Genomic DNA, 14,243 nt, shown 5'->3' with positions numbered 1-14,243 from the left:
ACCCGGGGCCATCGGTGTGAACCCCCTTCGCGGGAGGCTTCGCATGCCGGGGTGCGGTCTTCCTATTGACGCACAGTGAACCGCATGGAGATCGAAGAGCGAGAGCCGGTGCCCGCCGGGTCCGGGCGCGCGGTGCCCGCCGGACCGCGGTCCGAGGAGCCCGTCGGCGAGCGGTCCCCGGAGGCCTCCGCCGCACGGTCCCCCAAGCCCTCGGGCGCGCGCCGCTCCCCGCTCGGCCGGCGCGCGCTGATCGGAGCGGTGGCCGGCTGTGCCGTGCTCGGCGGTGTGCTGGTGCTGCTGCCCTCCCTGGACGGGCGCGGGGCGGCGCGGCCCGCCCCGGGTCCGGTGGCGCGGGCGGTGAGCGCGGTGGATGCCGGAGTGCCCGCGGCACTGCCCGATCTCACCGCGCTCATCCACGACCGCGAGGCCCGGGTGCGGGCCCGTCCGCGCGACGGCGTGTCGTGGGCGGTGCTGGGCGTCGCGTACACGGAGCGGGCGCGGCGGACGGCGGCGGCCGCGTCCTGGCCGAAGGCCGAGAAGGCGCTGCGCAGATCGCTGGAACTGCGGCCCGAGGACAATGCGGCGGCACTGGAAGGACTCGCCTCCCTCGCGGGCGCGCGGGGCGACTTCCGGGCCGCGCGGCAGTGGGGCGAGTCGGCGGAGAAGCTGGCGCCGAAGCGGTGGACAACGTATCCGGCGCTCATCGACGCGTACTCCGGGCTCGGTGACCACAAGGCCGTGGACAGGGCCCTCGGCAGGCTGCTCGCGCTGCGTTCCGGGCCGGCGGCCCAGGCTGTCGCCGCGCGGGTGTACCGGGACCGCGGCCGGCGCGAGGACGCGGCGGCGGCGATCTCGGACGCGGCGGCGGGCGCGGCCGGCGCGCCCGAGCAGGCGGCCTTCCTCACGCAGGCCGGGGACCTGGCCTGGGAGCGCGGCGACCGCCAGGAGTCCCTGGACCACTACCGGGCCGCGGTGCGCACCGACGCCCACGCGTACGACGCGCTGGCCGGGCAGGGGCGCGCGCTGGCGGCGCTGGGGCGCACGTCGGAGGCGCTGCGGGCGTACCGGGCGGCGCTCGCCGGGCGGCCCGTGCCGCGGTACGCGCTGGAGCTGGGCGAGCTGTACGACACCCTCGGGCGCGGCACGGAGGCGCGCGCGCAGTACGCCCTGGTGCGGGACCTGGCGCGACGGGACGGCGCCGCGGGGGTGGACGACGAACCGGTCCTCGGGCTCTTCGAGGCGGATCACGGCGACCCGCGGGCCGCGGTACGGGAGGTGCGCGCCGAGTGGCAGCGGCAGCCCGGCATCGCGGCGGCGGACGCGCTGGGCTGGGCGCTGCACCGCGCCGGGAACGACCAGGAGGCGCTCGGCTTCGCCGTGCGGGCCACGGACAAGGAGCACGGGGGCGATGTGCGCAGCGCGCTGTACGCGTACCACCGGGGGCAGATCGAGCGTGATCTGGGGCTGTCCGGTCCGGCCCGCCGGCATCTCGCCGAGGCGTTGCGGATCAATCCGTACTTCTCGCCGCTGCTGGCGCCGGCGGCACGGGAGGCGCTGACGGCGCTGGGCGAGCCGCCTGCCGGGGGCCCGCCGGAGGACTCGGGAGAGGCGGCGGACGAGGACGGGGCGGCCCCGGGAGCGCCCGCGGCCCACTGACACCGAAGCGGAGCCCGAGGCCGAAGCCCAGGACGCCCCTGTCCAGTCCCCCGGGGCACCGGCCAACCGGGCAACCGGGCAACCGGCAGAAACGCGGAAACCTGGCCGGCGGACGCCGTCGTGGGCGTCCGCCGGGCAGGTCAGGACCGTCGGGACCGGCCGGTCTTCAGGAAGGGCCGGTTCTCCGGGTCAGAGGTTGCCGCGCTTCTCCTGCTCGCGCTCGATCGCCTCGAACAGGGCCTTGAAGTTGCCCTTGCCGAAGCCCATCGAACCGTGCCGCTCGATCATCTCGAAGAAGACGGTCGGACGGTCCTGGACCGGCTTGGTGAAGATCTGGAGCAGATAGCCGTCCTCGTCGCGGTCGACGAGGATCTTCAGCTCGCGCAGGGTGTCGACGGGCACGCGGGTGTCGCCGGCCCACTCACCGAGCGTGTCGTAGTAGGAGTCGGGGGTGTCGAGGAACTGGACACCGGCCGCGCGCATGGCCCGAACGGTCGCGACGATGTCGTTCGTGTTCAGCGCGATGTGCTGGACACCGGCGCCGCCGTAGAACTCCAGGTACTCGTCGATCTGGGACTTCTTCTTGGCGATGGCGGGCTCGTTGATCGGGAACTTGACCTTGAGCGTGCCGTCGGCGACGACCTTCGACATCAGGGCGCTGTACTCGGTCGCGATGTCGTCGCCCACGAACTCCTTCATGTTCGTGAAGCCCATGACCTTGTTGTAGAAGCCGACCCAGTCGTTCATCCGGCCGAGCTCGACGTTGCCGACGCAGTGGTCGATGGCCTGGAAGGTGCGCCGGGCGGGCGGCTCGACGATGGGCGCGGCGGCCACGTACCCGGGCAGGTAGGGGCCCTCGTAACCGCGTCGCTCGACGAGCGTGTGGCGGGTCTTGCCGTACGTGGCGATGGCGGCGAGGACGACCGTGCCGTTCTCGTCCTTCATCTCGTACGGCTCGGCGAGCGAGCGGGCGCCGTGCTCGACGGCGTACGCGTGGGCGGCACGCGCGTCCGGGACCTCGATGGCGAGGTCGACGACGCCGTCGCCGTGCTCCGCCACGTGTTCGGCCAGGAAGTGGCCCCAGGTGGTGGCGGGCTTGATCACCGAGGTGAAGACGAAGCGCGCGGAGCCGTTCTCGAGGACGTACGACGCCGTCTCGCGGCTGCCGTTCTCCGGTCCGGAGTACGCGACGAGCCGCATGCCGAAGGCCGTGGAGTAGTAGTGCGCGGCCTGCTTGGCGTTGCCGACGGCGAAGACGACCGCGTCCATTCCCTTGACCGGGAAGGGATCGGCCTGCCGGGCGGTGTCGGGAGTGTCGTGTGTGGTCTGCGTCATGGCCGCAGGCTCTCTCCGTTCCGCAAGGTGCGCAATAGTTCGCCTGTCGGCTGAGCAATATGTTCAGCGAAGGGCCCGTACCGTCGGGCTTTCTGTACACGATGACCATCTCGGAGGCACCCATGGCGATCGATCATCTGGACGGGCGGTTGCTCGTGCTGCTGGCCGAGGAGCCGCGCATCGGCGTGCTGGAGATGTCCCGGCGGCTCGGGGTCGCGCGGGGGACGGTGCAGGCCCGGCTGGACCGTCTTCAGTCGAACGGAGTCATCCGGGGCTTCGGTCCCGAGGTCGACCCGGCCGCGCTCGGCTATCCGGTCACGGCGTTCGCCACGCTCCAGATCCGGCAGGGACAAGGCGCGGACGTACGCGCCCACTTGACGACCGTGCCCGAGGTGCTGGAGCTGCACACGACGACCGGCAGCGGGGACATGCTGTGCCGCCTGGTGGCCCGCTCCAACGCCGATCTCCAACGTGTGATCGACCGGGTTGTCGGTTTTGATGGCATCGTCCGGGCCTCCACGGCGATCGTCATGGAGAACCCGGTTCCACTGCGGATCATCCCGCTCGTGGAACAGGCGGCGACCGAGCGCTGAACCGAGGAGCGGGGTGACCCGGCGTGAACTTCTGGCAGTACCTGAGCAGCCGCCACGAACAGCTCCTCACCGACGCCTACCAACACGCCAGCGCGGTCTTCCAGTGCATGGTCGTGGCGACCGTCATCGGCGTGCTGATCGGCGTCGTCACCTACCGCAGCGACTGGGCGGGAAACCTCGCCACCACGACGACCTCCGCGATCCTGACGATTCCCTCGCTGGCCATGATCGGTCTGCTGATCCCGATCGTGGGCCTGGGCGTCCCGCCGACGGTGATCGCCCTGACGCTGTACGGGCTGCTGCCGATCGTGCGCAACGCGATCGTCGGCCTGCGCGGTGTCGATCCCTCGCTGGTGGACGCGGCCCGGGGTATCGGCATGTCGCGGACGACCCGCCTGATGCGGGTCGAACTGCCGCTGGCCTGGCCGCCGATCCTGACCGGCATCCGGATCTCCACCCAGATGCTCATGGGCATCGCCGCCATCGCGGCCTACGCCTCCGGGCCCGGCCTCGGCAACGAGATCTTCCGCGGCATCAGCTCGCTGGGCAGCAAGAACGCGCTCAACCAGGTGCTCGCGGGCACGGTCGGGATCATCATCCTGGCGCTGCTCTTCGACGCCGCCTACGTCCTGCTGGGCCGGCTGACCATTCCGAAGGGGATCCGTGCCTGAGACAGCGGAGACCGCCGAAGGCCCCGCGGACGCCGAGGGTCCCGTCGGCGCGGCGGGCGGCGCGCGCGGCGGAAGCGGAGCGGGCGGCGGAAGCGGCTCGGGCGGGGGCACGTCGTCCACCACCGGTGCCACGATCGAGCTGGAGAACCTCACCAAGCGCTACCCCGGCAGCCGGGAAGCGGCCGTCGACAGCGTCAACATGGAGATCAAGGCGGGTGAGCTCGTCGTCTTCGTCGGCCCGTCCGGCTGCGGCAAGTCGACCACCCTGAAGATGATCAACCGGCTGATCGAGCCGAGCGGCGGCCGCATCCGGATCGGCGGCGAGGACGTCACCGACATGGACCCGGTGAAGCTGCGCCGCAAGGTCGGGTACGCCATCCAGTCCTCCGGGCTCTTCCCGCACATGACGGTCGCCCAGAACATCGCGCTGGTCCCCCGGATGACCGGCTGGTCCAAGGCGCGGACCACGGCCCGGGTCGAGGAGATGCTGGACCTCGTGGGGCTCGACCCCGGCGAGTTCCGGGGCCGCTATCCGCGCCAGCTCTCCGGCGGCCAGCAGCAGCGCGTGGGCGTGGCGCGGGCACTGGCCGCGGACCCGCCCGTCCTGCTCATGGACGAGCCGTTCGGCGCGGTGGACCCGATCACGCGCGACCACCTCCAGGACGAGCTGATCCGGCTCCAGTACGAGCTGCACAAGACGATCGTGTTCGTGACGCACGACTTCGACGAGGCCATCAAGCTGGGCGACCGGATCGCGGTGCTGCGCGAGCACTCGCACATCGCACAGTTCGACACCCCGGAGGCGATCCTCACCAACCCGGCCGACGACTTCGTGTCGGGCTTCGTGGGCGCGGGCGCGGCGCTGAAGCGGCTCAACCTCAGCCGCGTACGGGACGTGGAGATCAGCGGCTGTCCGACGGTCACCGTGGACGATCCGCTCCAGGAGATCTTCGGCAAGCTGCGCTCCAGCGGTACGAACGAGATCCTGCTGCTCGACAAGCGGGGCCGCCCCTACAAATGGCTGCGGCGCGGCGATCTGATGCGGGCCAAGGGCTCGCTCGCGCGGGCGGGCACGCTGATCCACGACACGGTGACCAGGGACGCCACCCTGCGCGACGCCCTGGAGGCGGTGCTCACGGACAACTCGGGCCGGGTCCCGGTGACCGGGCGGCGCGGCGAGTACACCGGGGTGGTCGACATGGAGACCCTGATGAACTCCGTGCACGAACTCCTGGAGGCCGACCGGCTGGAGGCCATGGAGCACCAGCACGAGCTGGAGGAGGCGCGCGCCCATCAGACCCAGTTCGAGCAGGAGGGTGTCGACGGCGGGGAGGCGAAGGCGTGAGCACACCACCCGCCGATCGGCGTCCCGAGGGCGAACACGAGGTCAAGGGGGTGGCCTTCCGTGACGACAGCGAGGGTGAGGGCACGGAGCGGGAGGTGCCACCGCCCGCGCCGACGGCCCCGAGGCGCCGGATCAGCTGGCAGAAGCTGACCTTCCTGCCCGCCGTGCTGATCGCCCTGCTGCTGGGCACCTGGATCTGGTTCCAGCAGGCCGACCTCGACGCGATCTCCAAGAACGCCCTGTCGAACGGCCAGGTGTCCAAGGCCCTCTGGCAGCACATCCAGTTGACGGTGATCTCCACGTTCTTCGTGCTGATCATCGCGATTCCGCTGGGGATCCTGCTGACCCGCAAGGCGTTCCGCAAGCTGACCCCGCTCGCGATGACGGTCGCCAACATGGGGCAGGCGACCCCGGCGATCGGCCTGCTGGCCCTGCTCGTGATCTGGCTCGGCACCGGCGAGAAGTCCGCCCTGATCGGCATCACGATCTACGCGATCCTGCCCGTGCTGTCCAACACGATCACCGGTCTGAAGGCCAACGACCCGACCCTGCTGGAGGCCGCGCGCGGCATCGGCATGTCACCGCTGGGGGTGCTCTCCCGGGTCGAACTGCCGCTGGCCGTACCGCTGATCCTCGCCGGCGTCCGTACGGCGCTCGTCCTGAACGTGGGCACCGCGACGCTGGCCACGTTCGGCGGAGGTGGCGGTCTCGGAGTCCTGATCACCACGGGCATCACGACCCAGCGCATGCCGGTCCTGGTCCTCGGCGCCATCCTCACCGTCGCCCTCGCGCTCCTGGTCGACTGGCTGGCGTCGCTGGCGGAACTGCTGCTGCGGCCGCGCGGGCTGGAGGTGGGGACATGAGGAGGGCGCGCGCCCACGCGGCCCTGGCCGCCGTCCTCGTCCTGGCGTCCGCGTGCGGGCTGACCAGCGGCTCCCCCATGACCGACAACGTGGAGCCGGGGACCATCGGGCGGGGCGAGCCGCTCAAGGGCGCGAACCTCACGGTGGCGTCGAAGGAGTTCACGGAGCAGTTGATCCTCGGCGCGATCATGGGCATCGCGTTCCAGGCGGCGGGCGCGAAGGTGGTCGACCGCACCGGCATCCAGGGCTCGATCGGCGCGCGCGAGGCCATCAAGAACGGTGACGCGGACGCCATGTACGAGTACACGGGCACCGCGTGGATCACCTATCTCGGCAACAGCGAGCCGATCCCGGACCCGCAGAAGCAGTGGCAGGCCGTGCACGACGCCGACCCGAAGAACGGGGTCACCTGGCTGCCGCCGTCCGCCCTCAACAATACGTACGCGCTCGCCATGAACCAGGCCAACTTCAAGAAGTACGGCACGACCACGCTGTCCGACGTGGCCGCGCTCTCGAAGTCGGACCCGAGCGCCGTCACGCTGTGCGTGGAGAGCGAGTTCGCCAACCGGGCCGACGGACTGCCTGGCATGGAGAAGGCGTACGGGATGCACATCCCCGCGAAGAACATCACCCAGATGGACACCGGGATCATCTACACCCAGGTGGAGAAGGGGAGTTGTACGTACGGGGAGGTGTTCACCACCGACGGGCGCATCAAGTCGATGAACCTGGTGGTGATGAAGGACGACAAGAAGTTCTTCCCCAACTACAACGCCGCTCCCGTGATCAACACCAAGGCCCTGAAGAAGTATCCGCAGATCGCCGAGGTCATCGAGCCGGTGACGAAGAGGCTGAACAACACGGTGGCGCAGGACCTGAACGCGAAGGTGGACGTCCAGGGCCAGGACCCGCACGAGGTGGCGCTGGACTGGATGACGTCGGAGGGATTCGTGAAGCAGGACTGAACAGGCTTACGGGGCCGACGACTTCGGGGATTCGGTCGGTGGGCGGGACCCGCCGGCAAAGTTACAAAGAACCCGTTGCAAGGACTTCTTTGCAACGCTATCTTTGTACACATGACGGAGCAGCCACCGCTTCCCCCGGAAGCACCCCTCCCCCCGCAGCCACCCCTGCCGCCCGAACCCCCGCAGCACCGCCGCCTCGACGCCCGCTCCCTGCGCGGGATCGCCCACCCCCTGCGCATGGAACTGCTGAGCAGCCTGCGCCAGAAGGGGCCGGCCACCGCGTCGATGCTCGCCGAGCGGCTGGGCGAGTCCAGCGGGGCCACCAGCTACCACCTGCGGCAACTCGCCGCGCACGGCTTCGTCGAGGACGCCCCCGAGCGGGGCAAGGGGCGCGAGCGGTGGTGGCGGGCGGTGCACCAGGGCCTGGACTTCGGCGAGGACCTGCTCAGCGACCCGGACCCGGCGGTACGCGGAGCGGCCGACATGTTCCTGCACGAGGTGGCCACCACCCACGCGCGTGAGCTGTCGACCTGGCTCGGCACCCGCGAGGAGTGGGGGGACACATGGACCCCCGCCTCCGACATGAGCGACTTCACGATGCGCCTGACCCCGGCGCAGGCCAAGGAACTCGTCAAGAAGATGCACGACCTGCTCGACAGCTACTGCGCCCTCGAACGGCCCGAGGACGATCCCGAGGCGGAGCAGGTGCGCTTCCACACGCACGTCTTCCCTCAGGCCTCCGCCTGATCCACCCGGCCGGACTCCCCGCACGACTCGATCGCACCGACAGAGAGGTCACTGCCATGCATCCCGACACCCACCTCCAGTTGCAGCACGTGCGCGCCGCCGACCTGCGGGCCGAGGCCGACGCGTACCGGCTCACGACCGAGGCCAGGAACCCCGGCCGAGTGCGCGCCCGTGTCGGCTGGGCGCTGGTGGAGGTCGGCCTCCGGCTGGCCTCCGCGCCGAGGGCGACCGTGGCCGTCGCCTGCTGACGGACCACGTTCCCGACCGGAACCGGGAGCCGGTCACTACCGGGAGCCGGTCACTAGCAGCTCGGGACCGAGCCCTTGTTCTTCTCCAGGGCCACCAGGGAGTTCACCGCTCCGTCGAGGTCGGTCACCGGGATCAGGCGGAGCCCCTTCGGCAGCTCCGCCTTCGCGTCCGAGCACTCCGCCTTCGGAACCAGGAACACGGTCGCGCCGTCGCGGCGGGCCGCCTGGGTCTTGAGGCTGACACCGCCGACCGCGCCGACCTTGCCGTCGGCGTCGATCGTCCCCGTACCCGCGACAACCCGGCCGCCCGTGAGGTCGCCGCCGCTGCCGTCGCCGTCCAGCTTGTCGATGATCCCGAGCGAGAAGAGCAGTCCCGCGCTCGGTCCGCCGACGTCGGCGAGCTTGAGCGTGACCTTCACATCACCCTTCTCGTGCAGGTATCCCAGGGCCGCCTCGGTGGCGCTGTCCTGGGACTCCTTCATCTCGTTCGCGTTGTGCCGCTCGATCTCCTTGACGCTGCCGCCGCTCGGGTAGACCGAGTCGCGGGGCATCACGGCCTTGTCCGTGGCGAACCAGGCGCTGAGCACGTCGCCGAGGGAGACGCTCGCGTCCGGGCCGGTGGCCTCGATCGTGGTCATCCGGAGCTGGCCGCTGGTGTTCCGGGTGGGCGCCCCGCTGATGGTGATCACCGGTTCGCCCTTGTTCTCGCCGAGGACGTTCGCCGTCAGGCCGGGCTGCGCCAGGGAGAACGGCAGCGGCGCGAACACCGCCGTGGCGAGCAGGGCCACGACGGGAAGGGCGCAGACGGCGACGGCCCGGGGGCGCGTGAGGCGAGAGAGCACGGGGTCAATCTAACGTCACCACCCGACCCGACCTCCGCACAGGTCCCACGGCCTCCGCCCCGCACCCCGCGATCTCCGCGCAGGACCCACGGCCGCAATTCCCCGCACATACCCGCGGCCTCCGCGCGGACCAGCGTGCCCCTCTCCCGAGCAAACGCCCCGCGACCTCCGTACGAACCCACGGGCCGCTGACCCGTACCCGCGGATGACCTCAGCGCGGACCACGGTCCCGCAAGGCCCCCGGCCCGGTCAGCGCAGGGCGTCGGCCACCTCTTTGGCCGCGTCGACCACGCGTGGGCCGACCCGCTCCGGTACGGCGTCGGCCAGCATGACCACGCCCACGCTGCCCTCGACCCCCGTCACCCCGATCAGCGGCGCCGCGGCCCCGCACGCGCCGGCCTCCAGCTCGCCGTGCGTGAGCGTGTAGCCGGGCTCGCCCACCGGCGCCTGCCGGGCGGAGAGGATCGCGCGACCCGCGGCCCCCCGGTCCAGCGCGTGCCGGAAACCGGCGCGGTAGGCCACGTGGTAGTCGGTCCAGGTCGGCTCGACGACCGCGACGGCGAGCGCCTCCGTCCCGTCGACCAGGGTCAGGTGCGCCGTCGCGCCTATGTCCTCGGCCAGCGCCCGCAGCGCGGGCAGCGCGGCCTCCCGGACCAGCGGATGCACCTGGCTGCCCAGGCGCAGCACGCCGAGCCCGACCCGGGCACGGCCGCCCAGATCACGGCGTACGAGTGCGTGCTGCTCCAGCGTGGCGAGCAGCCGGTACACCACGGTCCGGTTGACGCCCAGTTTGTTCGAGAGCTCGGTGACGGTCAGCCCGTGATCGGTGTCGGCGAGCAGCTTGAGGACCCGCAGTCCCCGGTCGAGCGTCTGAGAGGTCTCCGCGGTCACGACGCCCACTCCTTAGTGGTGAGGTCGACGGCCCTCGTACGGCGGATGCGACACCGAGTCCCGTCGGCGACGCGCTTCAGAGGCCGCCGGTCGGCCGGCGCCCCGGGCTGTTCCCGGGCCGCAGTCGCTTCACGGCTGCGCTCCGCGGCGGCGCTGCCACGGGGCGTGTGCGTAGCCGGACAGTAGCGAGCCGGTCCGCTGAGCGGAAGCCTCCGTCCAGAATCCGGGCATCGGCCGGTGCGAAGTGATTCCGTTTGTCCCGGAACGCGGGGCGTGCGCCACACCGCGTACACCACCCGCGTACGCAGCGCACAGGCCACCGTGCGCGCCTCATCGGCCGGCACGCGCCCCCTCGGAACGGCTGCGGCCCCACGTGCCGCGGGTTCCGGATACCGCTGTGTCCGGAGGTAACCGGTTCCCCATGTCCCCGGTCATGGACGCCTCGGGCGTCCCCGCCGGTTCCCCGGGGTACGTCACCGCATCCGCGTGGCCCACTCCTGGACCTTGGCGATGCGCTGCCGGAGCTGTCCGGCCGTGGCCTCCGCGCTCGGCGGGCCGCCGCAGACGCGGCGCAGCTCGGTGTGGATCACGCCGTGCGGCTTGCCGCTCTGGTGGACGTACGCGCCGACCATGGTGTTGAGCTGCTTGCGCAGTTCCAGCATCTCCTTGTGGGAGACCACGGGGCGGCGCTCGGCGGGGATCTCCAGGAGGTCCGCCTCGGAGTCCGGTTTCTTGCGGCTGTGCGCGATCTGCCGGGCCTGCCGCTTCTGGAGCAGCAGCTGCACCTGGTCGGGTTCGAGGAGGCCGGGGATGCCGAGGTAGTCCTGCTCCTCCGCGCTGCCCGGGTGGGCCTGCATGCCGAACTCGGCGCCGTCGTAGAGGACCCGGTCGAAGACGGCCTCGGACTCCAGCGCCTCGAAGGAGAACTGCTCCTGCTCGCCGGTGTCCTCGTCCTGCTCCTTGTTCGCCTCCTCCATCTCCTTCTCGGACTCGGCGTACGGGTCCTCCTCGCCCTCCTTCTTCGGCTTGTCGAGGGCGTGGTCGCGCTCGACCTCCATCTCGTTGGCGAAGGTGAGGAGGTCGGGGACGGTCGGCAGGAACACGGACGCCGTCTCGCCGCGCCGGCGGGACCGCACGAAACGGCCGACGGCCTGGGCGAAGAAGAGGGGGGTCGAGATGGTGGTGGCGTACACGCCGACGGCCAGGCGGGGCACGTCGACGCCCTCGGACACCATGCGGACGGCGACCATCCACCGGTCGTCGCTCGCCGAGAAGTCGTCGATCCGCTTCGAGGCCCCGGTGTCGTCGGAGAGCACGAGGGTCGCCTTGGTGCCGGTGATCTCCCGGATCAGCTTGGCGTACGCGCGCGCGGACTCCTGGTCCGAGGCGATGACGAGCGCCCCGGCGTCCGGGATGCCCTTGCGCACTTCGGTGAGGCGCTGGTCGGCGGCGCGCAGCACGCTCGGCATCCACTCGCCGCGCGGGTCGAGCGCGGTGCGCCAGGCCTGGCTGATGGCGTCCTTGGTCATCGGCTCGCCGAGCCGCGCGGCGATCTCGTCGCCCGCCTTGGTGCGCCAGCGCATGTTGCCGCTGTAGGAGAGGAAGATGACGGGCCGCACGACGTTGTCGGCCAGCGCGTTGCCGTAGCCGTACGTGTAGTCGGCCGAGGACCGCCGGATCCCGTCGTTGCCCTCCTCGTACGTGACGAAGGGGATGGGGTTGGTGTCGGAGCGGAACGGCGTACCCGTGAGGGCGAGCCGGCGGGTGGCGGGCTCGAACGCCTCCAGGCAGGCCTCGCCCCAGGACTTGCTGTCGCCGGCGTGGTGGATCTCGTCGAGGATGACGAGGGTCTTGCGCTGCTCGGAGCGGTTGCGGTGGAGCATCGGCCGCACACCGACACCGGCGTACGTGACGGCGACGCCGTGGTACTCCTTGCTGAGGGGCCCGGCGCTGTACTCGGGATCAAGCTTGATCCCTATCCGCGCGGCCGCCTCGGCCCACTGCTTCTTCAGGTGCTCGGTCGGCGCGACGACGGTCACCTGCTGCACGACGTGGTGGTGCAGCAGCCAGGACGCGAGCGTCAGCGCGAACGTCGTCTTGCCGGCGCCGGGGGTGGCTACGGCGAGGAAGTCGCGCGGCTGCTCCTGGATGTACCTCTCCATCGCCCCCTGCTGCCAGGCGCGCAGCTTGTTGGCGGTACCCCAGGGGGCTCGTCCGGGGAAGGCGGGCGAGAGGTGGTGGGTGTGCGAGGAGGCGCTGGCGGCGGTGGTAGTCACGGTCTCCGGTCTGGGTGTCGATTGGGAGCGTCCGGATCCGTGCGCGGGGCGTCGGATGAGGCGTGACGGGAGGCGCGCGGACGGCTCGGCTACGTATGACAACCGGGCCACCCTACCGGCGCCCGCGGCGCGACGAGGTGTGGACAAGGCCGGGGCGGCGGTGGATGGGACTGACGTCACAGATCACCCGCCCGCACCACCGGCACCCCGGGCGACCCTCCGCGGGAGCCGCGGCACGAGCTGTCGCGGCGGGTCCCGTCAGCCCGTACTCGCCGGTTCCCGCAGGCGTGTCGTCACCCAGGCGCCCAGCAGCGCCACCCCTGCCATGGGCAGGAACACCACGGCGAAGGCCGCCGGGTGGGAGGTGTGGGCGCCGGAGGTCGCGGCCGTCGCCGCGTCGGCGACCGCGCCGCCGCCCAGGGCCGCGAAGGCGGCTCCGCCGACGGCGAGCAGCAGCACGTTGGACAGGGCGTCGGAGATCTGCAGGGCGGCGGAGTTGGCGCCGGCCTCCTCGGGGGCCGAGAGGTGGAGCAGCAGCACGCTGGTCGAGGCGATCACCAGGCCCATCCCGAAGCAGCCGAACGCCCAGGCGACGGCGACGGTCCACACCGGCACGGCGGGGATCAGCACACTCGGCGCGGCGGCGACGGCCGCCGCGACCAGCAGCATGCCGAGGAACATCAGGCGGTCCCGGTACGGCTCGACGCGCGGCCGCGCCTGCACCCAGGACCCCAGCGCCCAGGTCCCGCCGCCGGCCGCGAGCGAGAGCCCGGCGAGCGTCGGCGACAGTCCTCTCTGGGTGACCAGCATCAGCGGCACGAAGGACTCGGCGGCGATGAAGGCACCGGCGGAGACCCCGCGCAGCAGCACCACGGACGGCAGTCCGCGGGCCGCCCGCCAGGTGCCGCGGGGCAGCAGCCCGCGCACGGCGGGGACGATCAGCGCGGCACCGGCCGCGGCGGGGACGAGGGAGAGCGGGCGCAGATCCTGGGCGGCGTACTGGAACAGCCCGGCGCCCAGCGCGATCCCGAACGCCAGCCGGATGCGCCGCCGGTCCAGCGGCGCGCGGTCGCCCGCCCCGGCCGGTCCGGAGGCCCGCCGCCGTATCTGGGGCAGGGCGAACACGAGCGGGACGCCGACCAGCACCGGAATGCCGATGAACACCCAGCGCCAGCCGAGGTGCTCGGTGACCGCGCCCGCGGCGAGCGGTCCGACCACGGACGGCACCACCCAGGCCGCCGCGAACGCCGCCATGATCGCGGGCCGCAGCCGCTGCGGGTAGGCCCGCCCGACGACGACGTACAGGGCGACGATGACGAGGCCGCCGCCGAGGCCCTGGACGGCCCGCCCGAGGATGAACGTCCACATCCCACCGGCGGTCCCGGACAGCAGCAGTCCGGCGGCGAACGCGCCGATGCCCGAGGCGAGCGAGGTCAGCGGCCCGTCGCGGTCGGACCACTGGCCGGCGAGCACCATCCCGAACAGGCTCGTGGTGAAGTAGGCGGAGAACGCGAACGCGTACAGGGCGACCCCGTCGAGCTCTCGCGCGGCCACGGGCATCGCGGTCCCCACGGCCGTCGCCTCGAACGCGATCACCAGGACCACGGAGACGATCCCGATGGTGAGCGCCCGGTAGGCCCGGCCGAGCACCCCGCGGTCGTCCTTGTCCTCGTTCTCGCCCTCGTCCCCGGAGGGAATCGTCGCGGCCTCGCCCACTTCCACTGCTGTCATGCCGGTCAGCGTAAGGTGCGCAGCTTTCGGTGACTCCTGTCGGTGGTCGGTGATCGGACGGGTCTTTGGACCTAGGACCA

At 71.7% G+C, this 14,243-nt stretch carries 13 protein-coding genes; 8 read left to right on the top strand and 5 right to left on the bottom strand.

Annotated elements, in window-relative coordinates; translation table 11 throughout:
* Positions 1-84: 84 nt before the first annotated feature.
* Positions 85-1,656, top strand: coding sequence for a tetratricopeptide repeat protein (locus tag ACIQ7M_RS08020; protein WP_403641163.1), 1,572 nt, complete (start codon positions 85-87; stop codon positions 1,654-1,656).
* A gap of 189 nt (positions 1,657-1,845) precedes the next feature.
* Here ACIQ7M_RS08020 and hppD read toward each other — a convergent pair whose 3' ends face one another.
* Positions 1,846-2,991, bottom strand: coding sequence for a 4-hydroxyphenylpyruvate dioxygenase (gene hppD, locus ACIQ7M_RS08015; protein WP_355761012.1), 1,146 nt, complete (start codon positions 2,989-2,991; stop codon positions 1,846-1,848).
* Between the two features lie 122 nt (positions 2,992-3,113).
* Between hppD and ACIQ7M_RS08010 the strand changes: the two genes are divergently transcribed.
* The 7 genes from ACIQ7M_RS08010 to ACIQ7M_RS07980 all read left to right on the top strand — a co-directional run bounded on the left by ACIQ7M_RS08010 (position 3,114) and on the right by ACIQ7M_RS07980 (position 8,423).
* Positions 3,114-3,584: an Lrp/AsnC family transcriptional regulator gene (locus ACIQ7M_RS08010; protein WP_355761067.1), complete on the top strand. Its 471-nt coding sequence runs from the start codon at positions 3,114-3,116 to the stop codon at positions 3,582-3,584.
* Positions 3,585-3,607: 23 nt separating this feature from the next.
* Complete coding sequence (locus ACIQ7M_RS08005; RefSeq protein ID WP_403641159.1) at positions 3,608-4,255, top strand: ABC transporter permease; 648 nt, start codon at positions 3,608-3,610, stop codon at positions 4,253-4,255.
* 133 nt (positions 4,256-4,388) lie between these two features.
* A complete protein-coding gene (locus ACIQ7M_RS08000) occupies positions 4,389-5,600 on the top strand; it encodes a betaine/proline/choline family ABC transporter ATP-binding protein (protein ID WP_386984207.1) in 1,212 nt (403 codons plus the stop codon).
* A gap of 50 nt (positions 5,601-5,650) precedes the next feature.
* A complete protein-coding gene (locus tag ACIQ7M_RS07995; RefSeq protein WP_355761069.1) occupies positions 5,651-6,463 on the top strand; it encodes an ABC transporter permease in 813 nt (270 codons plus the stop codon).
* Complete coding sequence (locus ACIQ7M_RS07990; protein ID WP_355761020.1) at positions 6,460-7,428, top strand: glycine betaine ABC transporter substrate-binding protein; 969 nt, start codon at positions 6,460-6,462, stop codon at positions 7,426-7,428. The genes ACIQ7M_RS07995 and ACIQ7M_RS07990 overlap by 4 nt, the downstream gene beginning before the upstream one ends.
* Positions 7,429-7,539: 111 nt before the next feature.
* Positions 7,540-8,175 carry an ArsR/SmtB family transcription factor gene (locus tag ACIQ7M_RS07985; protein WP_403641156.1) on the top strand — a complete coding sequence of 212 codons (636 nt, stop codon included), beginning with the start codon at positions 7,540-7,542 and terminating at the stop codon, positions 8,173-8,175.
* Between the two features lie 56 nt (positions 8,176-8,231).
* The gene (locus ACIQ7M_RS07980) at positions 8,232-8,423 is read left to right on the top strand and encodes a hypothetical protein (RefSeq protein WP_403641153.1); all 192 of its coding nucleotides are present in this window, start codon (positions 8,232-8,234) and stop codon (positions 8,421-8,423) included.
* A 53-nt stretch (positions 8,424-8,476) separates the two neighbouring features.
* Here the strand turns inward: ACIQ7M_RS07980 and ACIQ7M_RS07975 are convergent, their stop codons facing one another.
* The 4 genes from ACIQ7M_RS07975 to ACIQ7M_RS07960 all read right to left on the bottom strand — a co-directional run bounded on the left by ACIQ7M_RS07975 (position 8,477) and on the right by ACIQ7M_RS07960 (position 14,163).
* Positions 8,477-9,265 (bottom strand): S16 family serine protease, encoded by a 789-nt coding sequence (locus ACIQ7M_RS07975; protein WP_355761028.1) that lies wholly within the window; start codon positions 9,263-9,265, stop codon positions 8,477-8,479.
* Between the two features lie 249 nt (positions 9,266-9,514).
* Positions 9,515-10,156 carry a helix-turn-helix domain-containing protein gene (locus ACIQ7M_RS07970; RefSeq protein WP_355761031.1) on the bottom strand — a complete coding sequence of 214 codons (642 nt, stop codon included), beginning with the start codon at positions 10,154-10,156 and terminating at the stop codon, positions 9,515-9,517.
* Between the two features lie 473 nt (positions 10,157-10,629).
* Entirely contained in the window at positions 10,630-12,432 is a 1,803-nt protein-coding gene (locus ACIQ7M_RS07965) for a DEAD/DEAH box helicase (protein ID WP_355761034.1), read from the bottom strand.
* A 258-nt stretch (positions 12,433-12,690) separates the two neighbouring features.
* Positions 12,691-14,163: an MFS transporter gene (locus ACIQ7M_RS07960; protein ID WP_403641148.1), complete on the bottom strand. Its 1,473-nt coding sequence runs from the start codon at positions 14,161-14,163 to the stop codon at positions 12,691-12,693.
* Positions 14,164-14,243: the final 80 nt, after the last annotated feature.

It is taken from the genome of Streptomyces sp. NPDC096324 (assembly GCF_044763015.1).
GTDB lineage: Bacteria > Actinomycetota > Actinomycetes > Streptomycetales > Streptomycetaceae > Streptomyces.
Note: the sequence above shows the minus strand (reverse complement) of the source record. Positions and strands in the feature narration are given on the sequence as shown.